This window comes from Janthinobacterium sp. SUN128, from assembly GCF_030587275.1.
Classification (GTDB): domain Bacteria; phylum Pseudomonadota; class Gammaproteobacteria; order Burkholderiales; family Burkholderiaceae_D; genus Janthinobacterium; species Janthinobacterium lividum.
This window is the reverse complement of the sequence record NZ_JAPWHY010000001.1, coordinates 257,360-280,683: the sequence shown is the minus strand read 5'-3', so window position 1 is coordinate 280,683 and position 23,324 is coordinate 257,360. Positions and strand designations below refer to the sequence as shown.

Below are 23,324 nucleotides of genomic sequence, written 5' to 3'. Positions count from 1 at the left end.
GGGGATCAGCGCGTGGATCAAGCGCGCCGCAGGACGCGGCCGAACCAGCCCTGGCGCGCCGTGCTGGCCGCGCCGCCGGCCAGGCTGGCGGCGAACTCCTGCAGCGAGCGGGTGATGGGGCTGGCTTTGTCGAGCTGCAGGATAGGCACGCCCTGGTTGACCGAGGCGGCCGCCGAGGCGTAGTGATTCGGCACCGTGCGGTAGACCGCCGTGCCGTACGCCGCTTCCAGGTCGCGCAGGCGGATTTCACCGCCCTTGTCGTGGCGGTTGACGATGATGTGCACCTTCTCCTTCGCGTATTCGAGCGAGCGGAACATGCCCAGCAGGCGCTTGCCATCGCGGATATACGGCAAGGTTGCCTGCAGGACGGGAAAGATCATGTCGGCGTGGTCCAGCGCGCGCACGCTGACGGCGTCGAGGTTGCGGCCCACGTCGAGCACGATGAAATCGTACTGGCGCCTGGCTTGCCGGATGATGGCGTCGATGTGTTCGGGCGCCACTTCGCTGGCGTGGGCCGGATCCTCGGGCGCGGCCAGCACGCTGTAGTTGGGCGTGATGTGCAGCATGCTCGATGCCAGGAACGAGGCGTCGAGCCGGTGGATGTCGCGCGTGACGTCGGACAGCGTGGCCAGCGGCTTGTTCTCGGACACGAAGAGCGAGGCGTCGCCAAAATGCAGGTTCATGTCGATCAGGGCAACGCGCTGCTGGCCGCCGGCGGCCAGCGCATAACCGAGGTTGCTGGCGATGAAGGTGGCGCCGCTGCCCCCCTTGCAGGAGATGAAGGCCAGCACCTTGCCGTTGCCATGTTCGCGCCGCTCCAGCTTTTCCTCGATGCGTTCGAGCGCCGCATACAGGCTGGCCGGCGCGGCGGGAAACGGCAGCACGTCGCGCACGCCTGCACGCATGGCCTGCAGCAGGAACTCAGGCGCCTGCTGGTGGCACAGCACGATGAAGGCCATGCGCGGATGCTGGTTGCTGAGGCGCTCGATGGCGGCCAGGTCGGCGCCGTCGTTCGACGGGCGGTCGAAGATCAGCACGTCGGGCAGCGATTGCGCCGCCTGCAGCGGTTCCAGCGTTTCGCCGCCTGCGTTGATCTCGTCGAGCCGGTTGCGGCTGCGCAGCAGCAGGCCCAGTTCGGACAGCGTTTTTTGATCAGTGGAATGGATGGCGATTTTCACGATATGCCTTGCTGGTTCTGTGGTGACGATGCCAGGCTCACTGGCGCGCCCCGACGCCGATGGTCAAGGCTGCCCCTTGCGGTGCGGGCGCGGCAAAGCTTTTCTGGTACGCCGTGTAGGCGGCCTGGGCGGCCTTGCCGTCCATGCCGGCCACGGGATCGCGGTTCGCGCCCGCCTGCGGCGACAGCACTTGCCGCAGGCGCAGTTGCGCGACGCTGTGGCCGAACTGGCGGTCCAGGTTCGGCGTGGCGGCGCAGCCGCTGGCGGCCAGGGCGGCCAGCAGCACAGAGAGGGAAAGGGAATGCTGCATGCTGTGCTCCTAGTGAGTGTCAGGGCCGGCGGGCGCCGTCTGCGTGGCCGCTTCCTGCCGTGGCCGTGGCGCGCTAGCGCCTTCCATTTTTCCTTGCAAGAAGAACTCGCCGCGGCTGGGCGCCACATAGGCGTCGGTCGGCAAGACGATATCGCCGTCAAGCGTGCCGTCGAGCGGCTTGACCAGGTGCGGCGTGATGATGAACACCAGTTCCGTGCGGTCGGTCTGGAAATCGCTGCTGCGGAACAGCGCGCCCAGCACGGGAATCTCGCCCAGGAAGGGCAAGGCCTTGATATTGGTCGTCACATTGTTCTTGATCAAGCCGCCAACGGCAAAGCTCTGGCCGTCAAACAGCTGCACCGTGGTGGTGGTGCGCCGCGTGGTAAAGGCCGGCAACACGGCATTGGCGGTGGCGCCACCGCCGGTGGTGATGCCGATGCCTTCGCGGTTCAGCTCCGATACTTCCGGCGCCACCTTCAGGTTGATGCGTCCGCCCTCCAGCACGGTGGGCGTGAACTTGACGGCGATGCCGAATTCCTTTTCTTCCAGCGTGATCTTGTTGGTAGTGCTGTCTTGCGCGACCGGAATGAAAATCTTGCCGCCCGCCAGGAAACTGGCTTCCTGGCCACTGATGGCCATGATATTCGGTTCGGCCAGCACCTTCACCAGGCCGTCGCGCTTTTGCGCATCGAGCGTCAGCCCGTTGCCATTCTTGCCGTGCACGGCGCCCAGCTGGCTGGGGTTGCCGCTGAGCAGGTTCGACAGCAGGCCATACGTCCAGTTGCCGCGCGTGCCGCTGATGCCCACGCTGGCGCCCAGCTGGTCGACCAGGGTCTTCGATACTTCGGCGATTTTCACTTCCAGCATGACCTGTTGCGGCGCCGCGATCGACAGCATATTGATGACCTTGACGCCGCCGGCCGCGCTGGCCGCGCCTTCGGCCGGCGCAGCCGCTTCGGCGGCGCCGCGCTGCGCATAGGCCTGCGCCATCTCCAGGATCTGGCTGGCCTTGACGCTGTCGCTCACCTGCCCCGACAGCACGATGCTGCCGCCGGCCGCACCGGCCTTGACGGCGCTCTCGCCGGGGAAGACATAGGCCAGCTGCGCCTGCAAGCCTTCGACATCGACCTCGACTTCAATATCGACGATCACGGGACGCTGCTGCCGGTCCCACAGGATCAGGTTGGTGCTACCCGGGGCCAGGCCCCAGACGAACAGCTGGCTGGACGTGCCCAGCATCCTGGCGCCGGCCACCCGGGGATCGTTGACGGCGATCTGCGACACAGGCAGGCTCAGGTTGCGCAAGGTAGACTTGCCCACGGCGATGCGCACGGGCGCGCCCAGGCGGGCGATATCGGCGCCCAGCGACATGGCTGGCGCCGCGACGGGCGACATGACGGCCTGCCTGGCCGGCGCCGCCGCGCTGGCGCTGACCGGCCAGGCCATGCCTGCCGCCGCGCCGCCCAGCATCAGGGCCAGGCGCATGCCCGCACCCGCAGCGTGCTTACGAAATTTGTTCATCGATCATCCTTGCTTGCCTGCTGATTTTTAAAATTGCTGGACGCTCGTATCCATGCCCTTGATGACGGTGATGCTGTCGCGCGCGGGAGCGCGTGCCGGGGCCGCCTGGCGCCGCGCCGCGCGCACCGGCGCGGCCGCCGGCGCCTTCAGTTCCAGCAGCGACTCCTTGGTGGCGCCGCCCGTGGTGACGGGCGCCGGATCGACCTGGTTGCGCAACACCAGCGACAAGCTGCCCACGCTGCGCGCCAGGTCCAGCTTTTCCACCTGCTCCGGCGTCAGCTCCAGGGTCACGGCATTGACCACCTTGGGCTTGTTGTCGTCGCGGCCGGACTCTTGCGCCACGGCCAGCACCAGGATGCGTTCCAGCACGATCTTGGAAATGGCCAGCGGCCCGCCGCCCGCCGGCCTGGCCCGGTCATCCTGCGTATGCACGAGAATGTCGACGAAATTGCCCGGCAGGGCGAAGCCGGCCACGCCCACCACGTCATTGACGCGCACGGTCATGGCGCGCTTGCCGGCAGCCACGATGGCCGACAGGCCGCCGGTGGCGCCGGGCGGCGCAAGCTTGCTTTCCAGCACAGGCTCGCCCCTGCTGACGGCCGTGCGCGTGATGCGCCCGTCCAGCGCACCGGCCTCGCCAAACGCCCCCGGCGGCATGGCGCCCGCCGGCCAGTCCATGCCGCGCAGCATGGCTGGCGTCACCTTCGCGCCCACGCCGATATCGACCAGCGCAACCATCACCGTCTGGCTGGCCGGCGCGCCTTGTCCCGACATCCAGCGCGCCGCCGCCAGCACGGCGCCCCCCGCCATCAGCAGCGCCAGCAGCAGCACGATCGCAACGCGGCTATTTCTCATGATTTTTCCTCTTGGTAAAACTTGGGTTTCCGGACGGGCATGTCATGCATGGCCGCCCGCCGCCAGGGCCAGCCAGATGGCGGTGCCGGCGGCAATGGCGATCGCGTACGGCAGTTTGCCGCCCGGCACGGCGGGCGCATCGACCCGCGGCACTTCCCCTGCCGCGGCGCGCAGCCAGCCTTGCAGCAGCAATTGCCGGGCATTGCTCATCGCCTGGCGCAGCGTGCCCTGGCTCAGGGCGACGGCCAGCGCCAGCACGCCGCCAGCGAGCAGGCTGCACAGCACGGCAAACACGGCGGGACCGGGGCCAAGAAAAGCCCCCACCATCGCCATCAGCTTGACGTCGCCCGCGCCCAGCGCCTTCATCGCATACATGGGCAGCAGCAAGCCCAGGCCGACGGCCATGCCGCCCAGCGCCAGCCACGGCCCGGCCGGCGTCACCCCGGGCAAGGCCAGGCTGTTGAGCAGCACGCCAAGCAAGGCGCCGGAAAACACCAGCCGGTTGGGAATGCGCCGGCGGCGCACGTCATGCCAGACAGCCGCGGCAAGCAGCCCCCACAAGACCATGGCGGGGCTGAACGTCCAGAAAGAATGAGGGTCCATCGTGTACCTGATGCAAGCCGATGGCATGACGGCATGCACATCGTTGGGCGGGAAGTCGACAGGCCGGTGCGCAAGGGCAGCCGGCCTGCCGGGGTGCAGCGCGGTGGGCAGGCGCCTTAGATCGCCGCGCCCGTCAGCTTGGTGCCGATCGCCTTGAAGGCGCCATCGAGGCCGGTGGTGAAATAGCCGACGGCCGTGACCAGCGCCGCAGCCACCAGCGCAGCGATCAGCGCATATTCGATGGCAGTCACGCCATCTTCTTCGGCGATAAAGTTTTTAATGAAATTCATATTATTCCCTTTCAGGTCAAGTTTTAAACATGATAAAAACTGAAAATACAGTCTGAAAATAAAAACATTATCCTTGTTTTTATTTGCCATTTTCTGATGCGTGTATTTTATATAAACAAACATTAAATAGAATCAGAGAAAAGTCATTTTATGCCCAGTACAAACCATCTTAATTTTTTGTCTATAATCAGGACATATGTACTGTCATTCCGCATGGACGGGTTCGGCCAGGCGGTTGCGGGTGGCGTACACATATAATTCCAGGCGGTTGGTGACATCGAGCTTGCTGTAGATCGATGTCAAATGATTACGCAAGGTTTGCTCCGAGATAAAAGCGCGCTGGGCGATCGCACGGTTCAGCGCGCCATTTCCTTCCACCATCATGGCCACGATCTTGCGCTCCTTCAGCGTCAGCCTGGCGATCCGCTGCTCTTCCGGGTCGGGCGCAGCTTCCGGCTTGTTCAGCACGCCCAGCATGCTGTCGAGCAGCGCCGGGTCCAGGCACAATTCGCCTCGATGCAGGCGGGCGATGGCGTCGATCAGTTGCTTGACGGACGTTTCCTTGCCCAGCACCGCGCGCGCGCCGCTGCGCACGGCCCGCCCGCACTCTGCCTGGTCCTGCGTGCCGCTGAACAGCAGCACCCGCGAGACGCCATTGCCCAGCAGCTGCGGCAGATAATCGATGGCGCAGGTGCCGCCACAGCCAAGATCGGCGTCGAGCACGATGACGTCGGGACACAGGGTGCGCGCCAGCAGCAGCGCGCTGTCGATCTCGGTGGAGCTGGCCACCACCTGCATCGCGGGCTGGGCGCCGGCGAGCAGCTGCTCCAGGCCCCACAGCCAGGTCTTGTGGTCCGACACCAGCACGACGCGTATGACATTGTTTGTTGACATGCTTTACCTCTTTACTTGTAGCCCACTCCCTTCGCGGGAAGGTGGTTGATCCGAATCGGGTTGCCTGCCTCGTCCGCGCGCGCCTTCTGCTGCCGCGCACGGGGGAAAGAAGTCATGGGGGCACGAAGGAAGAGGCGTTGGGCCGGCACGCGCCAACGCGGTGCGTGCCCCAAGGCAGCGGTCGCCGCATGCCGGGCGTGAGCCGATGGATGGGCAGCGTGGCCAGGGCGGACGCGCCGCTGGCGCGCCATCGCTGCTGCCACCGCTGCTGTTGCTTACATTGCAGCATTTTTGTTGCATCACCTTGCAAAACAAGTCCTTGCCTGCACGCAGGACAATCCTGACACCAGGCCTGTTTTCATACCCGCGCATATTACTCCCGGCCCTGTAGCGACGGGGCCGGCACGTTTGAAATAACGCAGTTAATTGCGATTATCTTGACCTGTAATAATTTAAATGGCGGACACACCCTTGAAAATCGATATAGAATAATTGCCAGTCAAATGGCGCAATGCCATCCGCCCGACATTCGTCATCGCGGAACTTAACCGGATTATTCCCATGCGCTTAAAACAGGCCGATTCCCGCATATTCCGCAAGCACAGCGGACAGGCTGGCGCCACCCTGGTCGAATTGGCCCTGATAACACCGGTCTTTCTCATGCTGATAATCGGCATCATTGAATTGAGCATGGCTTATTTTGCCAATATGACCATGCAGCACGCGGTGCGCGAAGGGGCGCGCTATGCCGTCACGGGGGCCAGGGATCTCGACCCCGACAGCGCCAACCAGCAGCGCTACCACGCCGTCATGCAAAAGATACGCGACAGCTCCATGGGCATGTATGACAAGGTCAGCCCCGTGATCTCCGTCAACGGCAGCGATGCGGTGGGCGCCGCCATGTTCGGCCAGGCCGGCGATATCGTCGTCATTTCCGTCGATTGCCGCTGGGCGTTTGCCACGCCTTTGATCCGTGCCCTGTTCCGCGACGGCCAGGCGCATTTCGTGGTGGCGGCCACCATGCGCAATGAAAGCTTTGGCGGCCTGTGATGCGCGCGCCCACTCCCCGTTTTCCGCGCCGCGCCGCGCGTGGCATCGCCGCCATCGAATTTGCCATCGTGCTGCCGCTGCTGGCGCTGCTGCTATTCATGCTGGTTGACCTGTCGCGCGCCATCCAGGCCAAGACCATCCTGCTCAATATCAGCCGCGAAGGCGCCAACCTGTCCGCGCGCGCCACGTCCGACCTGAGCGGCTCCAGCCAGGGCATCATGAACGCGCTGGCCGCCAGCACACCGCCGCTGGACATGCACGGGCGCGGCATGATCTACATCACCAAGATCATGGGCTACACGGCGCAGAGCGGCTTGCGCAATATCGTGCTGGAACAGTACCGCTGGGACGCCGGCGCAAAGGCCAGCGGCTACCTGCCCGCCAGCCAGGTGTGGCAATGCGGCAGCTGGCGCGATGGCACGTGCACCGGTATCGCCAAGGATGAATACGCCCCCGGGGTGTCATTGATGCAGAGCCAGCTGGCCGATGGCGAACTGATCTACGCCGTGGAAACTTTCTACAATTTCGACATGCTGTTCGGCACATTGAAATTTGGCAACAGCACGACGCCCGTGCTGGCGCCCAACCTGACTTCGATGACGGTATTCTGATGCGCATTCCACACCAGCGGCAAGGCGGGCAAGTACTGGTCATGGTGGCGCTGTCGGCCGTCGTCCTGATCGCCTCCGTGGGCCTGGCCATCGATTCGGCCCTTGGCTACTTCGTCAAGGCCAAGCTCAACGCGGCCGTCGACGCGGCCAGCCTGGCGGCGGCGCGCGGCGTCACTGCGGGCAACTCGGAAGAAGAACAGCGGACCAGGGCGCGCCAGTCGGCAAGGGATTTTTTTGACGTCAATTATCCGGACCACTTCCTGCTGTCGACGCCGACCCTCCATCCCGTCGATGTCACGTTCGACAAGGGCACCGTCACCATCGACGTCTCCGCCAGCGCCTCGCTGCCCGTCTCGCTGATGGGCGTACTCGGCTTCAAGACCCTGGAGGTGGCCGCCAGCGCGCAAACCATCCGCAAGGACCTGGACATGGTGCTGGTGATGGATACGTCGGGGTCGCTGAAAAACAATGCGGACGCCGTGCGGGCGGCGGGCAAGTCCTTCCTGAACAAGTTCAACGCCACGGTCGACCGGGTCGGCTTGCTGCACTTCGCCTCGGAAGCGCAAATCGACGTCCCGATCAGGCAGATCGAGCGCGGCTTCGACCGCGGCGGCATGACCATGAAAGGTGGAAAGATCGATCAATTCGCCTTTGTCGGCGGCACCAACTCCTCCGCCGGCATGTTCCAGGCGCGCAAACAGCTGAACGACATCGAGCAGGTCAACCGCTCCAGCCTGCGCGTCATCGTGTTTTTCTCCGATGGCTCGCCGGCGGCATTTTCCTCGTACTTCCCCAACAAGGACAACAAATGCAAGGACGCAGGCGGCCTCGCCACCTTTCCGAAACTGCAAAACCCGGCATTGGCGGGCCTGTACCGGATGAAAGTGAGCGACTCGCTCCAATACGGCGATTGCGCCGCCAGCCAGATCACCGCGCTTCCCGCATGGTATAACGCGACGAATGACGCCGCCCACGCCAACGACGCGGCACTGCGCGAGTTTCCCATCGTCACCAACTCGCCACGCGTCGTTACCGCTTCCACCGCGACGGCGCAGGCACAATGGACGAATGTGCACCGCGCCTCGCGCAACCTGGTCGAAGCGATGGCGGCAAAAGCGCGCCAGGAAGGCATTTTCGTCTTTACCCTGGGCATGGGCGCCTCGCTGAAAACCAAGGAAGGGCCGGACAACGAGCTGGGCGAAGACTTGCTGCGCTGCCTGGCCAATACCACCGATGCGAAAGCGACTTGCCGCAAGCCGGCCGAACCCGTGGGCCTGTACTGCTATGCGGCCAGCGACAGCGACCTGAGTCCCTGCTTCACCCGGCTCGCCTCGGCCATCCTGCGCATTTCCAAATAACGCCTGGCCAGCCGCTAAAAGGCGAAACAGCTACAGCCCAAGGTGCCCCAGAAACCGGAAAAATCGCTGACCGGCACGGCCGAGGCGCGCGCCCGGTCGTGGGCATGCGCATGCACGCCGCAGGCGCCCGCGCACTGGTGCGGCAGCATGGCTTGCGCTTGCGCTGGCCTGGCTGCGGGACGGTAGTGTCCCGGCACCGTGCGCACGGGCGACCATTCGGGCAGCACGGGAATCAAGGGCGGCGCAAGATGGGTAAATTCCGCCTGGCCGTAGACGATCTTGCCGCCCACCATGGTCAGCACGGATTCGATGGACTTGATCGCTTCTTCCGGCACGGCGAAGTAATCGGCCGACAGCACGCTCAAATCGGCCAGCATGCCCTCGCGGATGCGCCCCTTCTTGCCTTGCTCGCTCGAGAACCAGGCGCTGCCCGCCGTCCACAGTTCCAGCGCCGTATCGCGCGACAATCTGCCCGCCGCATCCGTCAGGGCCAGGCCGCCCACGGTGCGCCCCGATACCAGCCAGTACAGCGCCGTCCATGGGTTGTAGCTGGCCACCCGCGTGGCATCCGTGCCACCGCCCACGGGCACGCCCGCGTCCAGCATGCGCTGTACGGGCGGCGTGGCTTTCGCCGCGTCCGCGCCATAGCGTTCGACGAAGTACTCGCCCTGGAACGCCATGCGGTGCTGGATGGCCAGGCCGCCGCCCAGCGCCCTGACCCGGTCGATATTACGGGGGCTGATGGTTTCCGCGTGGTCGAACAGCCAGTGCAGGCCGCCGAACGGCGTGTCGCGGTTGACCTTTTCAAACACGTCGAGCATGCGGCTGATCGATTCGTCATAGGTGGCGTGCAGGCGGAACGGCCAGCGCTGCTCGACCAGGTGGCGCACGACCTTTTCCAGCTCGTCTTCCATGCCGGCCGCCAGCTCGGGACGCGGTTCGAGGAAATCCTCGAAGTCGGCCGCGGAAAACACCAGCATTTCGCCGGCGCCGTTATGCCGGTAAAAGTCCGTGCCGTCGCCCGGCTTGATCATGCCCGTCCACTTCTGGAAGTCCTGCAATTCCGCGCCCTTGTTTTGCGTAAACAGGTTGTAGGCGATGCGGATGGTCAGTTGCTCTTTTTGCGCCAGTTCGTCGACGACGGCGTAATCCTCGGGATAATTCTGGAAGCCGCCGCCCGCGTCGATGGCGCTGGTGATGCCGAGCCGGTTCAATTCGCGCATGAACTGGCGCGTGGAGTTCACCTGCAATTCCAGCGGCAGCTTGGGGCCTTGCGCCAGGGTCGCATACAGGATCATGGCGTTCGGGCGGGCGATCAGCAAGCCGGTGGGGTTGCCGGCCCCGTCGCGCACGATTTCGCCGCCGGGCGGGTTCGGCGTGTTCCTGTCGTAGCCGACGGCGCGCAGGGCGGCGCGGTTCAGCAGGGCGCGGTCGTACAGGTGCAGGATGAAGACGGGCGTGTCCGGCGCGGCCGCGTTGATTTCATCAAGCGTGGGCATGCGCTTTTCCGCGAACTGGAATTCCGTCCAGCCGCCCACCACGCGCACCCATTGCGGGTTCGGCGTGCGCAGCGCCTGCTCTTTCAGCATGCGCAAGGCGTCTGCCAGCGAAGGCACGCCTTCCCAGCGCAACTCCAGGTTGTAGTTCAGGCCGCCGCGGATCAGGTGCAAATGCGAGTCGTTCAGGCCGGGAATCACCGTGCGGCCAGCCAGGTCGATCACCTGCGTGGCGGGGCCGCGATGGCGCATCACGTCTTCAACGTCGCCCACGGCGAGAAATTTGCCATCGGCGATGGCGACGGCGGACGCCAGCGGCTGTGTCCTGTCGACCGTATGGAAACGGCCATTGAGCAAGATCGTGTTTGCGTGCATGGGAACTCCCGAATCAGGTGAAAACACGGTCCCGCCGGCAGGCGGCGGAACCGGGCTCAGTGAACAATCAATGGCCTTCGCTGGCGTTGAACATGGATTTGGCGTAGATCAGGCCCAGGCCATAGCCGCCGCCGTGCGCCACGGCCGTCGCCACCGTCTCGTTGTAGGTCTCGCCACGGGCCCAGTCGCGCTGCAGTTCCAGCAAGTATTGCACGGACGTCATCGGCTGCGCACCCGCCTGTATCATGCGCTGCATGGCCATCGCATGCGCTTCGTCGGAGACGTCGCCGCTGGCGTCGGCGATCACGTAGACCTCGAAGCCCTGCTCCAGCGCCGACAGCGCGGGGCCGACGATGCAGACGGAGGTCCACAGGCCGGCCAGCACGATCTTGCCCTTGCCGTAGCCATTCACCTTGTCGGCGATGCGCGCATCTTCCCAGGTATTCATGCTGGTGCGGTCGATCGGCGCCTGTTCGGGGAAGACGGACTGGATTTCATCGAAGATCGGGCCGGAGAACGATTTGGCTGCCACCGTCGTGAGGATCGTCGGCACCTTGAATTCCGCCGCCGCCTTGGCCACCAGGGCCGCATTGTTGCGCAGCAGGGCCAGGTCGATGGAACGGGTGGCGAACGCCATCTGTGACTGGTGGTCGATCATGATCAGGGTATGATCGTTAGGGGTCAGCAGTTTTTGTGCGGCTTGGGCGGTGGCGATAGGCATGATGTTTTCCTTAGTGAAAATAATTGAATATGAAAAAAGATGTCGTTGCATGGTGTTTCTGCTCCTGCCCTTGCGTCACACTGTGTGTGCCGGGCCAGTGCTATGCAGTATGGACGAGATACTTTGAAAACAAAAACGGAAAGAATGCGAAGTTATATTCGATTTTTTCGATGATGAAAAATAATCGCGGCGGCAGCCCGCGCATCCAGGAGAAAACATGGGATTTGAATTCAGGGTCACGGCCAGCCTGACGCAGGAACAGCGCCAGCACATCGCACCGCTGCTGGCGGCGCTGCCGCAGGCGTCAGGCGCCATGCCGGACACGGACGCCAGGCTGACGGACGCCGGCCTGTATATATGCCAGCACCTGCGACCGGACCCGTGGCACGGCCTTGAAGCCCTGCGCGCCTGGCTCGATGCGCAGGGCGTGCGCTACACCGTCGACGAGATCGACGACTAGACACCCTTTTCTTTACTTGCGGCATTGCAAAGCTGAAACAAAACAGGCGCGTTTTTTCCAGGCTGTTATACTTCGCGTGTGCGGCACATATGACCAGTCCCCTTGCCGCTGTCTTTCGACCCCTAATCTGATTGCCTGCGACTGGCGCCCCACGATGGCGACAGGCCGATCTCACAATAAAGTTACCATGTCCTTTTCCTCCCTCGGATTGTCCGACGCTATCGTACGTGCCGTTACCGAACACGGCTACACCGTGCCGACCCCGATCCAGTCGCAGGCGATTCCCGCCGTGCTGGCTGGCGGCGACTTGCTGGCCGGTGCACAAACCGGCACCGGCAAGACGGCCGGCTTTACCCTGCCCGTGCTGCACCGCCTGTCGACGGACGCCAATGGCGCGTCCATCACCAGCAACACCTCGACGCGCCCGATCCGCGCCCTGATCCTGGCCCCGACGCGCGAACTCGCCGCGCAGGTCGAGGAAAGCGTGCGCGCCTACAGCAAGTACACCAAATTGAACTCGACCGTGATCTTCGGCGGCGTCGGCATCAACCCGCAAATCAAGCAGCTCAAGCATGGCGTCGACATCCTCGTCGCCACGCCGGGCCGTTTGCTGGACCATATGGGCCAGGGCACCGTCGACCTGTCGAAAGTGGAAATCCTGATCCTGGACGAAGCCGACCGCATGCTGGACATGGGCTTCATCCGCGACATCAAGAAAGTGCTGGCAGTACTGCCGCCAAAACGCCAGAACCTGCTGTTCTCGGCCACGTTCTCGGAAGAGATCAAGGCCCTGGCCGACGGCTTGCTGAACAAGCCAGCCATGATCGAAGTGGCGCGCCGCAATTCGACCGTCGAAGTGATCAAGCAAAAGATCCATCCGGTCGACCGCGACAAGAAGCACCCGATGCTGTCCTACCTGATCAAGTCGAACAACTGGACGCAAGTGCTGGTATTTACGCGCACCAAGCATGGCGCCAATAAACTGGTCGAGCAACTGGGCGCGGACGGCATCGGCGCCCTGGCCATCCACGGCAACAAGAGCCAGTCGGCACGCACGCGCGCGCTGTCCGAGTTCAAGGATGGCACCTTGCAAGTGCTGGTCGCCACCGACATCGCCGCACGCGGCATCGATATCGACCAGTTGCCGCACGTCGTCAACTACGACTTGCCGAACATTCCGGAAGACTATGTGCACCGTATCGGCCGCACGGGCCGTGCCGGCGCCAAGGGCGAAGCCGTGTCGCTGGTCTGCGTGGATGAGCACGAAATGTTGAAAGACATCGAAAAGCTGATCAAGCAAACCCTGCCGCGCGAAGTCATCCCGGGCTTCGAGCCCGACCTGAACGCCCGCGCCCAGCCTGTGCAATTGCGCAGCGGCACCGGCGGTCACCGCAACAACAGCCGCGCGCCAGCCGGCGCCGTGGTGCGCGTGAAAACGGGCGGCAGCGGCGCCAAGCCACGCAGCGCCGGCCCATCGGGCGGCGGTGGCGGTGGCAACCGTTCGGGCAATGCGCCACGTTCGGCGGCGAACCACAGATCTGGTGGCCGAGGCCGTTAATACACGCTGGTAAGCGCGTATCGCAGGAATAAAAACCGTTCCAGGACTTGCTTCTGGAACGGTTTTTTTATGCACGCCACCATTTGCCGATTTGGGCTAGGATAGTATCCATCGTCCTCACCTGCGTGCTGCCATGCCGAACTTCGCTGCCAACCTCAGCATGATGTTTACCGAACTGCCCTTCCTCGACCGCTTTGCCGCCGCCAGGGAAGCGGGCTTCGATGCCGTCGAATTCCTGTTCCCCTATGCCGTCGAGACGCGGCAGATCGCCATGCGGCTGGAACGCCACCAGCTGCAGCTGGCCGTCTTCAACTTCCCGCCAGGCGACTGGGAGCACGGCGAGCGGGGCATTGCCTGCGATCCGCGCCGGGGCGAGGAATTTCGCGGCAACGTGCAACTGGCGCTCAACTATGCGCTGGCGCTGGGGGCGAAGCAGTTGCACTGCATGGCCGGCATCGTGCCGCCCGGCATGAGCCTGGAGCGGGCGCGGCAAAGCCTGATCGGCAACCTGCAATTTGCGGCCGACGCCTGCCGTCCGCATGGCATCAACGTGTTGATCGAGCCCATCAACCGTTACGACATGCCCGGTTACTTTCTGAACCATAGCCAGCAGGCGGCCGACATCATCGCCGACTGCCAGCGCAGCAATATCTTCCTGCAATACGACGTTTATCACATGCAGCGCATGGAGGGCGAGCTGAGCAACACCATCCGCGCCATGCTGCCCCTGATCCGCCATATCCAGATCGCCGATACGCCGGGCCGCCACGAACCGGGCACGGGCGAGATCAACTACCGCCATGTGTTCAAGCTGCTCGACCAGATCGGCTACGCGGGCTGGGTCGGCTGCGAATACCGCCCCGCCAGCGATACCGTCACGGGACTGGGCTGGCGTGAGCAATTGACGGGCACAGCGGGCACGCTGGGCGCCTGATCGCAGCGCGCTTGCGCCCGCACAAGGCGGGCGGCGCAAGCCGGCACGACAATACCTTTCCATACAGTATTTCCTGTCGAGAGGTGCCGTGTCCACCCTGCCCGCCCGCCATCGCCGCGCCCTTTGCCTGAAGCTGTACCTGAGCCTCTTCCTGGCTGCCGTGCTGTGCGGCTGTACCACTTCGCGCCCCGAGCTGGCGCAAGTGCGCGCCCTGGCCGCCGGCACCAATGCCCTGACAGCCTTCAACGAACTGTCGCAGCGCCACGTGGACACTTACCAGCGCGCCCGCCCCTATCTGTCGCCGGCCGAAGACGCGCGCGAGCGTCTGCTCGACGTACAGCGCCGCGCCGCGCAGGCGGACGTGGCGCGCCTGGCGCAGGCCGTGCGCCTGTACCTGCAGGCGCTGGGCCGGCTGGCCAATGCCGATGCGTATGACGTGCAGTCCGAACTGGCTGGCGCCGGCGCCGCCATCCGCGCCTGGCCAGGCAGCGGCATCGACGACCGCCATGTCAGCGCCTATACCTTGCTGCTGCAGCAACTGCCGCGCCTGGGCGGCGCGGCCAGCCAGCAAGCGCACCTGGCGCAAGTGCTGCACGAGGGCGACGCGCCGCTGCAAGCCCTGCTGGCCGCGCTCGACAGCTTGCTGGCGCTGTACGACAAAAGCGGCGATAACGAGCGCGACATGGTGCTCGGCTTGCTCGACGTGGAAATCGCCTATGCGGACACGCCGCAGCAGCGCCTGCTGGCCGTGCTGGCGAAAAACATGCAGCAAAGCAAAACCGAGGAATATCGCCTGGTTGGCCTGCGCCATACCCTGGCGCGCCGGCAACTGGCGGCACTGGGTCGCGAACACGCGCAGCTCGCTGCCACCCTCACCACCACGGAGGCAAGATGGACGGATCGGTAGGCAGCAGCAGCGAACGCCGCGAAGCGGCTCTCAGCAGTGCCATGCGCGTCGAACAACTGGCCGACAGCCTGTCGCAGGCGGCCGTCACCTTGCACGGCGCCGTCATGCGCGCCATCCGCAAGCGCGCCAGCCAGGGCGCCAATGGCATCAGCCACAGCCAGGCGCAAGCCGTCTTCGCCCTGGAAGTGGCCTTGCGCCAGCAAGCCAACCAGCTGTATGCCGATGCCGCAGGACACACCGTGGCGGGCCTGGAAACGGCGCAGCGCCAGCTCAGCGGCCTGCTCGACACGGTACGCCTGCGCATCGCCCGCAACGACGACGTGCGGCACTGGATCAGCCTGGCGACGAGCTTGTTGCACCTGGGCAGCGCCGTCCTCGCCGGCAATCCCGAGCGCATCCTCGCCACTCTGGGCAGGGTGCGTGAGCGGCTGCAAGAGATGGCGCCGGACTGATTGAAATCGGCCGGCAAGCGCCTATACTGGGACGGCCCCGCCTGGCAATCGTGCCTGCGGGGCGATGACCAGAGGAGACCAACATGCGTATCGAACCGTATTTGCAATTCGATGGAAACTGCGCGCAAGCGCTGGAATACTACCGCCAGCACCTGCATGGCACGGACCTGTGCCTGATGCCGTATCGGGGCAGCCCGGGCCAGGACCAGGTCAAGGAAGACTGGTATGACAAGATCATGCACGGCTCCGTGCAGCTGGGACCCACCATGCTGATGGGCTCGGACGGCGGCTGCAGCGAAGATGGCGCCAAGGGCATGAGCGGCAGCGCGATCTGCCTGACCGTCGATACGCCGGAAGAGGCGGAACGGGTCTTCGACGCGCTGGCGCGTGACGGCAACATCCAGATGCCCCTGGAAGTAACGTTCTGGGCCAAACGCTTCGGCATGCTGAAAGACCAGTTCGGCGTGGCCTGGATGGTCAACTGCCTCAAGGAACCAGCATAGAACGGCCGCTGCCAGCCTGCGCCGCGTCAAACGCGGCGCGGGTGGTAGCGCAAGCAGAGTCGCCAATCTTGGACTACCATGATGGAAGTAACCTCTACCGGGTGACAACCATGAATGGATTGCCGCAAGACCAGCTGCAGCGTCTGCAGGGCGTGCTGGAGCAACGCAAGCTGGCGTTGCTGGAACAGATCGAGAATGAAACGGCGGAAGCGGATGCGCGCGCCTCGCTGCTCAATGAAATCGAAGCCTCGCCGGCCGACAACGCCAGCGTGCGCACCTTGAACGCCCTCGTCAGCGAAGCGGCCGAACACAACCTGGCGCAGCTGGCCATCATCAAGCACGCGCTGGCCAAGTTTGCCGATGGCAGCTACGGCCTGTGCGACAACTGCGGCGAAGCCATCGGCCTGTCGCGCCTGAACGCGCGCCCCGAAGCGCGCCTGTGCATCGATTGCCAGACGCGGCTGGAAAAAACCCAGCGCTGAGTAGCGTGGCAGTGCCATGACGGCTGCGCCACGACAAAGGGCAAGGCATCGCTGCCCTGCCCCCTGTTTTCCAGCGTGACGACCATGCTGCCAGCCGCCCCCGCCAGCGTCTGTGCGCCGGCTGGATGGACGGGTCTCCTCTACTGCCATTGCCCTGCTTCACGTATCCAGCTGCACGCGGGATCAACTCATGTGCTGTCCGCCATTGATGGCGATATTCGCGCCCGTGACGAAGGCCGCCTCGTCGGACGCCAGATAAGCGACCAGGGCCGCCACCTCGCCCGGTTCGCCCAATCGGCCCAGGGGAATCTGCGGCAATATCTTCGTTTCCAGGATCTCGGCCGGCACGGCCGTCACCATCTGCGTGCGCAGATAGCCGGGCGACACCGTGTTGACGGTGATGCCGTGGCGCGCCACTTCCAGCGCCAGCGCCTTGCTGAAGCCATGCACGCCCGCCTTGGCCGCCGCGTAGTTGCACTGGCCAAACGCGCCCTTCTGGCCATTGACGGACGAGATATTGATGATGCGGCCCCAGCGGTTAGCCAGCATCGGCTCGAGCACCTGCTTGCTCATGTTGAACAGGCTGTCGAGATTGGTGCGCATGACCTCGGCCCAGTGCGGCAATTCCATCTTGCGCATGCTCTGGTCGCGCGTGATGCCGGCGTTATTGACCAGCACGTCAATGCGGCCGAACTGCGCCAGCACGCTTGCCACAGCGTCGCTGCAGGCATCGAAATCGCCCACGTCGATGGCCAGCGGATGAAAATAATACTGCTGTGACTGCTGCTTGTCGAGCCAGCTTTCCACGCGGGCATTGCCCGGCGTATGCGCCGCCACGACGGCAAAGCCCGCCGCATGCAGGCGGCGGCACAAGGCCGTGCCCAGGCCGCCCATGCCACCCGTGACCAGCGCTACTTTTTGCTCATTCATTGCTGTATCTCCCGCTTGTTATGGTTGTTCTGCGTGGGATCAAGTGTAAGTGGCACTTTTGAAAGCGGCATTGCGCCATATCAAAGGCTGAGCCCGCATATAGCAGCGTCTGCCTGCGCTGCATCCATGCATGAAAAATTGTCAAAATTATACTCATCCGTGAGGTGATGGCACCTCGACAGGCAAGCCGTGCAGACTTTGCTTGAAGGTAAGACTCACATGGAGAACGCGATGGAAATCCAGGACGACACAGAAGCATTGAGGGACTTGTTCAACGACATCAATCCCGGCATGAGCGACGTGGAATCGGTGCATCAGGCGGAGCTCGATCCACAGCATGCGCTGCCCTGATGGCCAATCCGAAAGCGGCGCTGAAAGCCATGGGCATCCCCGTCAGCGATGCCTCGCAAGTGCAGGTGACGATGAAGAACCGCGCCAGCCGCGCCATGCCGGAGGTGGCGCAAAAGGCGGCGCAATTGCGGCGCATCATCGTCATCGTGATTCACTACCGTAACTGCGACGCCGACATCATCATCATCGCCATGAGCTGAGGCGGCAAGCACCGGCCGCAGTCGTGCGCGGCCGGCACCCCGGACTGTGCCAGAATGATCCCTACTGCACAGCGAGAGGACAGGCCATGACGTACAAGACCGTATTGCTCCACATCGACGACAGCGCCGGGCGCGCCGCCCGCATCGAGGCGGCCGCCAGCATCGCCCAGGCGTGCGGCGGCCACCTGACGGGCGTGGCGCTGACGGGCGTGTCGCGCCTGCTGTACCAGAACCAGCCCGACCTCGATGCGGACCCGAACCTGAGTCTGCACCTCAATTTCCTGCGGGAACGGGCGACGCGCGCCCTCGACGGTTTCGAGGCGCAGGTGCGCGCGGCCGGCGTCGCCTCGTTCGAACAGCGCGTGCTCGACGACGAGGCGGCGGGCGGCATCAGCCTGCTGGCCCGCTATGCGGACCTGGTCGTCATCAGCCAATACAATGCCAAGGATAAATCGCCGTCCGTGATGCGCGACTTTCCCGCCTATGTGCTGCTGCATTCGGGCCGTCCCGTGCTGATCGTGCCGTATGCGCCGCCGCTGCCCCTGCTGGCGCCGCCGGCAGCGGCGCGCAATGTGCTCATTTCCTGGAACGCCAGCAAGGAAGCGAGCCGCGCCGTGAGCGCCGCCCTGCCCCTGCTGCAACGCGCCGGACAAGTCCACGTGGCCATCTTCGATGCCCAGGTGCACGCGGCCGAACATGGCGAACAGCCGGGCGCGGAACTGACGCACTACCTGGCGCGACACGGCGTGGAAGCGCGGCTGCATTTGCTCGATGGCGGGGGCGTGCGGCGCGGCGATATCGGCGAAGCGCTGCTGTCGCAGGCAGCCGACCTGTCGGCCGACTTGCTGGTGATGGGAGCGTATGGCCATTCGCGCCTGCGCGAAACGATTCTCGGTGGCGTCACGCGCACGATCCTGCAAAGCATGACCATCCCCGTGCTGATGGCGCACTAGGGACGAGTGAAAACGGCGGGCTAGCCGCCCTGCCATGGCAGGCTGCGGATCTTCGCCACCTGGCGCTGCGCCAGCCACTGCCACAGCTGCAGGGCGTCGCCCTGCGGCAGGGCCGACATGTGGCGCGGACTGGCGAGGGCGATCTCGCAATCGCGGTCCGACCATTCCTCGAAAGTGACTTCGCCTCCGCTAGCGACTTCGACCTGATACATCAAGCCATCGTCGTAGCCAAAGCGCAACAGGACGGCGGCCGGGCTGCCGTCCGGCGCGACGCCGCCACCGCGGTAGACCTCGGCCAGCGCATCGGCCAACTGTGCCGGCGAGGGAGCACAGATGTCGCGCCCATCGGCCCGTGTCAGAATGAACCATGCCTGTGTCATGACGCGACCTCCTATCCATACTCGTTAGCATGCGAGGCAAGTACTACAGGCAGTCACCTTGGTCCAGTGTCACTTCGGGCGCGCGGAAACTATCCCTGTCGGCATTGTTTACCAATAATTACGAATACTAACAAGGATCATACCTAAATTTCATGCAGCGCGGCATTTATGCATATTGCACGGCTGGCGCGCCGATTCACGCCACCAGCACGGGAATGCTGAGCGGATCGAAATCATGCCAGTCGCCATTGGCGATCGTGCCTTCCGCTTCCTCGATATGCTCGGCGCCGAGCCGGTGCAGCGCCTCGAGCGCCCGTTCGCGCTCGTCGAGGCCGCCCAGCGCCACGGCGATCAGCATGCCCGGATGGCGTGGCTGGCGGCGGTTTTCGCCATTGCTTTCGCCATTCTTTTCGGCTTCGCCCGCGTCCTTCATCTTATTGAAACTGTAGAGCGAACCCACGTGGGCGCCCACCAGCGCCCCCACCACCGGGCCCAGCGGCCCCGTCGCCAGGGTGGTGACCGCGCCGATGCCCGCGCCCACGGCGGCCCCGACGGCCACGCCTTCCACCACGCCCTCCGGCGTCTCTTTGGCGCCCGGCGACATGTCGCGGTCGCCGCCAAGCGCATGCAGATCATGCTGCCCCGGCTGGTTGACAAAGAAAGCGCTGATGCGGCTATCGGAAAAGCCCGCCTGGTTCAGCGCGGCGCGCGCGACGTCGATCTGCTCCTGCAACTGAAAATGACCTGCGATGATGCGTGACATGATACGGCCCTCCTCGTCGGCTGCTGGCGCACCATGCGCCGCCTCGATAGCGTGCGCCAGACAACGCCAGGTTACCGTTCGCTTACGCACACAGCTGCTTACTCCCATGCCCAATCATATGCTCACTCAAGCAGACGCGCTGAAGGGGCTGCGGATATCAGACAGGAATTGCTGTGCGCGCGCATGTTGCGGCCGCGCAAAGAATTCGCCGGGCGTGGCCCGTTCCAGCACTTGCCCATGGTCCATGAACCAGACCCGGTCCGCCACTTCGCGCGCAAAACCCATCTCGTGCGTCACGCACACCATCGTCATGCCGCCCTGCGCCAGGTCGCGCATCACTTGCAGCACCTCGCCCACCATTTCCGGGTCCAGCGCGCTGGTCGGTTCATCGAACAGCATCAGCGGCGGCTGCATGGCCAGCGCGCGGGCGATGGCCACCCGCTGCTGCTGCCCGCCCGACAGGGCAGACGGCATGGCGCGCGCCTTGTGCGCCAGGCCCACCCGTTCCAGCAGGGCCAGCGCCCGCTCTTCCGCTTCGCGCCGGGTCAGGCCGCGCAAGCGCTGCGGCGCCAGCGCGCAATTGTCCAGTACGGAAAGATGGGGAAACAGGTTGAATTGCTGGAAAACAAATCCGATATGCGAACGGAAGGCATTCACGTCCAGCCCCGGCGCATAAATGTCCTGGCCCGCCACCGTGATGCGGCCCGAAGCGATCGGTTCCAGGCGGTTGATGGTGCGGATCAGGGTCGACTTGCCGGAGCCGGACGGCCCGCACACGACCAGCACCTCGCCCTTGGCGACGTGCTCATTGATGCCGCTCAAGGCCTGATAGTCGCCATAGTATTTGTTGACGTTGTCAAAGGTGATCATGCAGCCGCTTTCAAGAGACGCGCCTGGCGCCGCTCAAGCCAGAAGGCCGCGCGCGACAGGCTGAAACACAAGACAAAATAGGTCATGCCCAGCAGGAAATACACTTGCACGGGTTTCGTCAGCACCAGGCCGTTCACTTGCGAAGCGATGAACGACACTTCGGCCAGGCCGATGATGTATCCCAGCGAGGTTTCCTTGATGGTCGAGACGAACTGGTTGACCAATGACGGCAGCATGTGGCGCAGCGCCTGCGGCAGGACGACCTGGCGCATGCTGTCCAGGTATGTCAAGCCCAGGGAACGGGCCGCCTCCACTTGCCCCTTGGGCACGGCTTGCACGCCAGCGCGCACGATTTCCGCCAGATAAATGCCGTCAAAGATGACGAGGGCCGCCAGCATGGTGCCGAACTGTCCGCTTTCGTGACCCGTGATGCTGGGCAGGAAGAAATATGCCCAGAAGATCACCAGCAGCAAGGGAATGCCCCGCACCACGTGGATCAGCGCGGCGATGGGCCAGCGCAGCAGCCGCCAGGGACTCAGGCGCGCCAGCCCCAGCAGCAAGCCGAACGGCAAGCTGAGCACCAGCGCCAGGCTGGCCAGCAGCACCGTCAGCGCGAGGCCGCCCAGCGGTCCCTCGGGATAGCGGCCGACGAGGAAATACAGCCAATAATCGTGGATCAGTTCCAGCATCAGGACACCTTCTTTTGCAGCAAGGCCGCCAAGCCCGCGATCACCAGCGAAACGGCAAGATACGCCGCGCTGGCGAAGACGAACGCTTCCACGCTGCGGAACGAGGCCGCTTCCACGCGCTGCGTCTGGTACATCAGCTCGGCCACGCCGATGACGGTGGCGATGCTGGTGTTTTGCCACAGATTCAGGGTTTGCGACAGCAGCGGCGGCGCGGCCAGCCGCAACGCCTGCGGCACGATGCACAGGCGCATGGTGGCGAGAAAGCTGAAACCCAGCGCCCTGCCCGCCTCGAATTGCTGGGCGGGTATGGCGCGGATGCCGCTGCGGATGTCTTCCGCCATGTAGGCGGCCGTGTACAAGGTCAGGGCCGTGACGGCGCTGACGGCTTCGATATTGCCGGCATACAAGCGCTCCTTCCAGGAGTCCGGCAACAATTCGGGCGCGCCGAAATACCAGAACAGGAAGTGGGCCAGCAAGGGAACGTTGCGGATCAGTTCGACATACGCGGCGCCCAGCCCGTTGAGCAGGCGCGACGGCGCCAGGCGCAGCATGGCCACGCCGCACGCCAGCGGCAGGGAAAAGAGCAAGGTAATGCCCATCAGTTGCAATGACAACAGCAGGCCGGACAGCAACCAGTCGCGATAGTCGCCAGCCAGCAAAAAGTTCAGATCAAACATGCGGAAGAGTCAGGCAAGGTTCAGGCGTCGATCTTGTCCGATTCAATTTTAAATGTGCGCTTCTGGAATTTCACATTGCTCGTCGGGCCATACCATTTGAAAAACAGTTTTTCTGCCTCGCCCGACTTTTCCAGGCCGCGCAGCACCTGGTCGACGGCTGTTTTCACGCCCGTCTCGCCCTTGCGGATGCCGAAGGCAAACACTTCCTGGCTGATGTTTTGCGGCAGCACAATGTAATCCTTTTGCGCGGCGCCCAGCTTGGCGTAGTTATTCAGCAAGGAGACTTCATCGTCGACATAGCCGACGCCCTTGCCCTGCTGCAAGCCCAAGTAAGCCTGGCCCGCCGTCTCGAACGTCACCACATCCACACCAGGCACGGCCTTGCGGATATTCGGTTCCTGCGTGCCGCCCTTGACGGTCAGCACTTTCTTGCCGGCCAGGCCAGCAACCGTCGTGATATTGCTGCTTTTTTTGACCAGCACGCGCTGGCCTGTGTAAAACGTGGACAGGGAAAAATCGATCAGCGCTTCGCGTTCCTTGTTGTGCGTCAGCGATGCCGTCAGGATATCGATGCGGCCCTGCTGCAATTCAGGAATGCGGGCGGCCACGGCCAGCTGCTTGATCACCGGCTTGACGCCCAGGCCCTGGGCGATGGCGCGGCACAGGTCCACTTCATAGCCGACCAGCTGGCGCGATTTGGCGTCGATAAAACTGTTCGGTTCATCCGTGCCCAGGGTCCCGCAGACCAGCTCGCCCTTCGCCTTGATACTGGCCAACTGGTCCGCTTGCGCCACCTGGGTGAAGGCGATGGAGGTGAAAAGAAGCGCGGCGAAGTGAAGACGGGTCTGCATGGAATTCCTCTGGTGAATAATGAATGCCGCCATTAGACCGCGGCACGCTTATTTCCAAAAAGGAATCTTTTCACCCATGTTTATGCAGAATTCATCTAAGGC

At 64.0% G+C, this 23,324-nt stretch carries 29 protein-coding genes; 13 read left to right on the top strand and 16 right to left on the bottom strand.

From position 1 onward, the window contains the following. Positions 1 to 17: 17 nt before the first annotated feature. The 7 genes from O3297_RS01435 to O3297_RS01405 form a co-directional block, all read right to left on the bottom strand. On the bottom strand, positions 18 to 1,178 hold the full coding sequence (locus tag O3297_RS01435; protein ID WP_092612555.1) for an AAA family ATPase: 1,161 nt from the start codon (positions 1,176 to 1,178) through the stop codon (positions 18 to 20). A gap of 37 nt (positions 1,179 to 1,215) precedes the next feature. Next, positions 1,216 to 1,488, bottom strand: a complete 273-nt coding sequence (locus tag O3297_RS01430) for a pilus assembly protein (RefSeq protein WP_305047550.1) — start codon at positions 1,486 to 1,488, stop codon at positions 1,216 to 1,218. 9 nt (positions 1,489 to 1,497) lie between these two features. Continuing rightward, the gene (locus O3297_RS01425) at positions 1,498 to 3,009 is read right to left on the bottom strand and encodes a type II and III secretion system protein family protein (RefSeq protein WP_305047549.1); all 1,512 of its coding nucleotides are present in this window, start codon (positions 3,007 to 3,009) and stop codon (positions 1,498 to 1,500) included. Between the two features lie 27 nt (positions 3,010 to 3,036). Beyond that, the gene (gene cpaB / locus O3297_RS01420) at positions 3,037 to 3,864 is read right to left on the bottom strand and encodes a Flp pilus assembly protein CpaB (protein ID WP_211547013.1); all 828 of its coding nucleotides are present in this window, start codon (positions 3,862 to 3,864) and stop codon (positions 3,037 to 3,039) included. Positions 3,865 to 3,906: 42 nt separating this feature from the next. Then, positions 3,907 to 4,467: a prepilin peptidase gene (locus O3297_RS01415; protein WP_305047548.1), complete on the bottom strand. Its 561-nt coding sequence runs from the start codon at positions 4,465 to 4,467 to the stop codon at positions 3,907 to 3,909. A 116-nt stretch (positions 4,468 to 4,583) separates the two neighbouring features. Beyond that, the gene (locus O3297_RS01410; RefSeq protein ID WP_071650303.1) at positions 4,584 to 4,757 is read right to left on the bottom strand and encodes a Flp family type IVb pilin; all 174 of its coding nucleotides are present in this window, start codon (positions 4,755 to 4,757) and stop codon (positions 4,584 to 4,586) included. Positions 4,758 to 4,961: 204 nt separating this feature from the next. Further along, a complete protein-coding gene (locus O3297_RS01405; RefSeq protein ID WP_305047547.1) occupies positions 4,962 to 5,651 on the bottom strand; it encodes a response regulator transcription factor in 690 nt (229 codons plus the stop codon). 561 nt (positions 5,652 to 6,212) lie between these two features. Here O3297_RS01405 and O3297_RS01400 point away from each other — a divergent pair. The 3 genes from O3297_RS01400 to O3297_RS01390 are packed head-to-tail and all read left to right on the top strand — an operon-like array spanning position 6,213 to position 8,670. Continuing rightward, the gene (locus tag O3297_RS01400) at positions 6,213 to 6,701 is read left to right on the top strand and encodes a TadE/TadG family type IV pilus assembly protein (RefSeq protein WP_099394541.1); all 489 of its coding nucleotides are present in this window, start codon (positions 6,213 to 6,215) and stop codon (positions 6,699 to 6,701) included. Beyond that, positions 6,701 to 7,312, top strand: a complete 612-nt coding sequence (locus tag O3297_RS01395; RefSeq protein WP_305047546.1) for a TadE/TadG family type IV pilus assembly protein — start codon at positions 6,701 to 6,703, stop codon at positions 7,310 to 7,312. The genes O3297_RS01400 and O3297_RS01395 overlap by 1 nt, the downstream gene beginning before the upstream one ends. Then, on the top strand, positions 7,312 to 8,670 hold the full coding sequence (locus tag O3297_RS01390; RefSeq protein WP_305047545.1) for a vWA domain-containing protein: 1,359 nt from the start codon (positions 7,312 to 7,314) through the stop codon (positions 8,668 to 8,670). Before O3297_RS01395 ends, O3297_RS01390 begins: the two co-directional genes overlap by 1 nt. Positions 8,671 to 8,684: 14 nt before the next feature. Here O3297_RS01390 and O3297_RS01385 read toward each other — a convergent pair whose 3' ends face one another. Then, positions 8,685 to 10,541 (bottom strand): amidohydrolase, encoded by a 1,857-nt coding sequence (locus tag O3297_RS01385; RefSeq protein ID WP_305047544.1) that lies wholly within the window; start codon positions 10,539 to 10,541, stop codon positions 8,685 to 8,687. A gap of 67 nt (positions 10,542 to 10,608) precedes the next feature. Further along, entirely contained in the window at positions 10,609 to 11,262 is a 654-nt protein-coding gene (locus O3297_RS01380; protein ID WP_092718713.1) for a hydrolase, read from the bottom strand. Between the two features lie 217 nt (positions 11,263 to 11,479). On the opposite strand from O3297_RS01380, the gene O3297_RS01375 reads away from it, so the two are divergent. The 7 genes from O3297_RS01375 to O3297_RS01345 all read left to right on the top strand — a co-directional run bounded on the left by O3297_RS01375 (position 11,480) and on the right by O3297_RS01345 (position 16,558). Beyond that, positions 11,480 to 11,722, top strand: coding sequence for a hypothetical protein (locus O3297_RS01375; RefSeq protein WP_305047543.1), 243 nt, complete (start codon positions 11,480 to 11,482; stop codon positions 11,720 to 11,722). A 187-nt stretch (positions 11,723 to 11,909) separates the two neighbouring features. Next, positions 11,910 to 13,280 carry a DEAD/DEAH box helicase gene (locus O3297_RS01370; RefSeq protein ID WP_034786262.1) on the top strand — a complete coding sequence of 457 codons (1,371 nt, stop codon included), beginning with the start codon at positions 11,910 to 11,912 and terminating at the stop codon, positions 13,278 to 13,280. Positions 13,281 to 13,413: 133 nt separating this feature from the next. Then, positions 13,414 to 14,214, top strand: coding sequence for a 2-oxo-tetronate isomerase (otnI, locus tag O3297_RS01365; protein ID WP_305047542.1), 801 nt, complete (start codon positions 13,414 to 13,416; stop codon positions 14,212 to 14,214). 88 nt (positions 14,215 to 14,302) lie between these two features. Then, a complete protein-coding gene (locus O3297_RS01360) occupies positions 14,303 to 15,121 on the top strand; it encodes a hypothetical protein (protein WP_305047541.1) in 819 nt (272 codons plus the stop codon). Beyond that, positions 15,106 to 15,573: a hypothetical protein gene (locus tag O3297_RS01355; protein ID WP_052140479.1), complete on the top strand. Its 468-nt coding sequence runs from the start codon at positions 15,106 to 15,108 to the stop codon at positions 15,571 to 15,573. The genes O3297_RS01360 and O3297_RS01355 overlap by 16 nt, the downstream gene beginning before the upstream one ends. 83 nt (positions 15,574 to 15,656) lie before the next feature. Then, positions 15,657 to 16,076, top strand: coding sequence for a VOC family protein (locus tag O3297_RS01350; RefSeq protein WP_034786265.1), 420 nt, complete (start codon positions 15,657 to 15,659; stop codon positions 16,074 to 16,076). A 110-nt stretch (positions 16,077 to 16,186) separates the two neighbouring features. Then, positions 16,187 to 16,558 carry a TraR/DksA family transcriptional regulator gene (locus O3297_RS01345; RefSeq protein WP_070278630.1) on the top strand — a complete coding sequence of 124 codons (372 nt, stop codon included), beginning with the start codon at positions 16,187 to 16,189 and terminating at the stop codon, positions 16,556 to 16,558. Positions 16,559 to 16,741: 183 nt separating this feature from the next. Here the strand turns inward: O3297_RS01345 and phbB are convergent, their stop codons facing one another. Further along, positions 16,742 to 17,488 carry an acetoacetyl-CoA reductase gene (gene phbB / locus O3297_RS01340; RefSeq protein ID WP_305047540.1) on the bottom strand — a complete coding sequence of 249 codons (747 nt, stop codon included), beginning with the start codon at positions 17,486 to 17,488 and terminating at the stop codon, positions 16,742 to 16,744. A gap of 219 nt (positions 17,489 to 17,707) precedes the next feature. On the opposite strand from phbB, the gene O3297_RS01335 reads away from it, so the two are divergent. The 3 genes from O3297_RS01335 to O3297_RS01325 all read left to right on the top strand — a co-directional run bounded on the left by O3297_RS01335 (position 17,708) and on the right by O3297_RS01325 (position 18,992). After that, positions 17,708 to 17,839, top strand: coding sequence for a hypothetical protein (locus tag O3297_RS01335; protein ID WP_305047539.1), 132 nt, complete (start codon positions 17,708 to 17,710; stop codon positions 17,837 to 17,839). Further along, on the top strand, positions 17,839 to 18,039 hold the full coding sequence (locus O3297_RS01330) for a hypothetical protein (RefSeq protein ID WP_305047538.1): 201 nt from the start codon (positions 17,839 to 17,841) through the stop codon (positions 18,037 to 18,039). The genes O3297_RS01335 and O3297_RS01330 overlap by 1 nt, the downstream gene beginning before the upstream one ends. Positions 18,040 to 18,125: 86 nt before the next feature. Further along, positions 18,126 to 18,992, top strand: a complete 867-nt coding sequence (locus O3297_RS01325; protein WP_034786273.1) for a universal stress protein — start codon at positions 18,126 to 18,128, stop codon at positions 18,990 to 18,992. 20 nt (positions 18,993 to 19,012) lie between these two features. Here the strand turns inward: O3297_RS01325 and O3297_RS01320 are convergent, their stop codons facing one another. The 6 genes from O3297_RS01320 to O3297_RS01295 all read right to left on the bottom strand — a co-directional run bounded on the left by O3297_RS01320 (position 19,013) and on the right by O3297_RS01295 (position 23,222). Beyond that, the gene (locus O3297_RS01320) at positions 19,013 to 19,372 is read right to left on the bottom strand and encodes a hypothetical protein (RefSeq protein ID WP_034786275.1); all 360 of its coding nucleotides are present in this window, start codon (positions 19,370 to 19,372) and stop codon (positions 19,013 to 19,015) included. Positions 19,373 to 19,568: 196 nt separating this feature from the next. Then, on the bottom strand, positions 19,569 to 20,135 hold the full coding sequence (locus tag O3297_RS01315; RefSeq protein WP_070278622.1) for a glycine zipper domain-containing protein: 567 nt from the start codon (positions 20,133 to 20,135) through the stop codon (positions 19,569 to 19,571). A gap of 126 nt (positions 20,136 to 20,261) precedes the next feature. Next, positions 20,262 to 21,005, bottom strand: a complete 744-nt coding sequence (locus tag O3297_RS01310) for an amino acid ABC transporter ATP-binding protein (RefSeq protein WP_305047537.1) — start codon at positions 21,003 to 21,005, stop codon at positions 20,262 to 20,264. Next, entirely contained in the window at positions 21,002 to 21,694 is a 693-nt protein-coding gene (locus O3297_RS01305; protein ID WP_305047536.1) for an amino acid ABC transporter permease, read from the bottom strand. The genes O3297_RS01310 and O3297_RS01305 overlap by 4 nt, the downstream gene beginning before the upstream one ends. Then, on the bottom strand, positions 21,694 to 22,371 hold the full coding sequence (locus tag O3297_RS01300; protein ID WP_305047535.1) for an amino acid ABC transporter permease: 678 nt from the start codon (positions 22,369 to 22,371) through the stop codon (positions 21,694 to 21,696). The genes O3297_RS01305 and O3297_RS01300 overlap by 1 nt, the downstream gene beginning before the upstream one ends. A 20-nt stretch (positions 22,372 to 22,391) precedes the next feature. Further along, positions 22,392 to 23,222: a transporter substrate-binding domain-containing protein gene (locus O3297_RS01295; protein WP_034786287.1), complete on the bottom strand. Its 831-nt coding sequence runs from the start codon at positions 23,220 to 23,222 to the stop codon at positions 22,392 to 22,394. Positions 23,223 to 23,324 lie beyond the last annotated feature (102 nt).

Excerpts from the sequence above, each read along its gene's own strand:
- otnI (WP_305047542.1), top strand. The coding sequence starts at position 13,414 with ATGCCGAACTTCGCTGCCAACCTCAGCATGATGTTTACCGAACTGCCC.
- O3297_RS01300 (WP_305047535.1), bottom strand. The coding sequence starts at position 22,371 with ATGTTTGATCTGAACTTTTTGCTGGCTGGCGACTATCGCGACTGGTTG.
- O3297_RS01305 (WP_305047536.1), bottom strand. The coding sequence starts at position 21,694 with ATGCTGGAACTGATCCACGATTATTGGCTGTATTTCCTCGTCGGCCGC.
- O3297_RS01430 (WP_305047550.1), bottom strand. The coding sequence starts at position 1,488 with ATGCAGCATTCCCTTTCCCTCTCTGTGCTGCTGGCCGCCCTGGCCGCC.
- O3297_RS01415 (WP_305047548.1), bottom strand. The coding sequence starts at position 4,467 with ATGGACCCTCATTCTTTCTGGACGTTCAGCCCCGCCATGGTCTTGTGG.
- O3297_RS01315 (WP_070278622.1), bottom strand. The coding sequence starts at position 20,135 with ATGTCACGCATCATCGCAGGTCATTTTCAGTTGCAGGAGCAGATCGAC.
- O3297_RS01345 (WP_070278630.1), top strand. The coding sequence starts at position 16,187 with ATGAATGGATTGCCGCAAGACCAGCTGCAGCGTCTGCAGGGCGTGCTG.
- O3297_RS01410 (WP_071650303.1), bottom strand. The coding sequence starts at position 4,757 with ATGAATTTCATTAAAAACTTTATCGCCGAAGAAGATGGCGTGACTGCC.
- O3297_RS01385 (WP_305047544.1), bottom strand. The coding sequence starts at position 10,541 with ATGCACGCAAACACGATCTTGCTCAATGGCCGTTTCCATACGGTCGAC.
- O3297_RS01405 (WP_305047547.1), bottom strand. The coding sequence starts at position 5,651 with ATGTCAACAAACAATGTCATACGCGTCGTGCTGGTGTCGGACCACAAG.
- O3297_RS01320 (WP_034786275.1), bottom strand. The coding sequence starts at position 19,372 with ATGACACAGGCATGGTTCATTCTGACACGGGCCGATGGGCGCGACATC.
- phbB (WP_305047540.1), bottom strand. The coding sequence starts at position 17,488 with ATGAATGAGCAAAAAGTAGCGCTGGTCACGGGTGGCATGGGCGGCCTG.
- O3297_RS01390 (WP_305047545.1), top strand. The coding sequence starts at position 7,312 with ATGCGCATTCCACACCAGCGGCAAGGCGGGCAAGTACTGGTCATGGTG.
- O3297_RS01425 (WP_305047549.1), bottom strand. The coding sequence starts at position 3,009 with ATGAACAAATTTCGTAAGCACGCTGCGGGTGCGGGCATGCGCCTGGCC.
- O3297_RS01295 (WP_034786287.1), bottom strand. The coding sequence starts at position 23,222 with ATGCAGACCCGTCTTCACTTCGCCGCGCTTCTTTTCACCTCCATCGCC.
- O3297_RS01330 (WP_305047538.1), top strand. The coding sequence starts at position 17,839 with ATGGCCAATCCGAAAGCGGCGCTGAAAGCCATGGGCATCCCCGTCAGC.
- O3297_RS01325 (WP_034786273.1), top strand. The coding sequence starts at position 18,126 with ATGACGTACAAGACCGTATTGCTCCACATCGACGACAGCGCCGGGCGC.
- O3297_RS01400 (WP_099394541.1), top strand. The coding sequence starts at position 6,213 with ATGCGCTTAAAACAGGCCGATTCCCGCATATTCCGCAAGCACAGCGGA.
- O3297_RS01350 (WP_034786265.1), top strand. The coding sequence starts at position 15,657 with ATGCGTATCGAACCGTATTTGCAATTCGATGGAAACTGCGCGCAAGCG.
- O3297_RS01335 (WP_305047539.1), top strand. The coding sequence starts at position 17,708 with ATGGAGAACGCGATGGAAATCCAGGACGACACAGAAGCATTGAGGGAC.
- O3297_RS01310 (WP_305047537.1), bottom strand. The coding sequence starts at position 21,005 with ATGATCACCTTTGACAACGTCAACAAATACTATGGCGACTATCAGGCC.
- O3297_RS01370 (WP_034786262.1), top strand. The coding sequence starts at position 11,910 with ATGTCCTTTTCCTCCCTCGGATTGTCCGACGCTATCGTACGTGCCGTT.
- O3297_RS01380 (WP_092718713.1), bottom strand. The coding sequence starts at position 11,262 with ATGCCTATCGCCACCGCCCAAGCCGCACAAAAACTGCTGACCCCTAAC.
- O3297_RS01355 (WP_052140479.1), top strand. The coding sequence starts at position 15,106 with ATGGACGGATCGGTAGGCAGCAGCAGCGAACGCCGCGAAGCGGCTCTC.
- O3297_RS01395 (WP_305047546.1), top strand. The coding sequence starts at position 6,701 with ATGCGCGCGCCCACTCCCCGTTTTCCGCGCCGCGCCGCGCGTGGCATC.
- cpaB (WP_211547013.1), bottom strand. The coding sequence starts at position 3,864 with ATGAGAAATAGCCGCGTTGCGATCGTGCTGCTGCTGGCGCTGCTGATG.
- O3297_RS01375 (WP_305047543.1), top strand. The coding sequence starts at position 11,480 with ATGGGATTTGAATTCAGGGTCACGGCCAGCCTGACGCAGGAACAGCGC.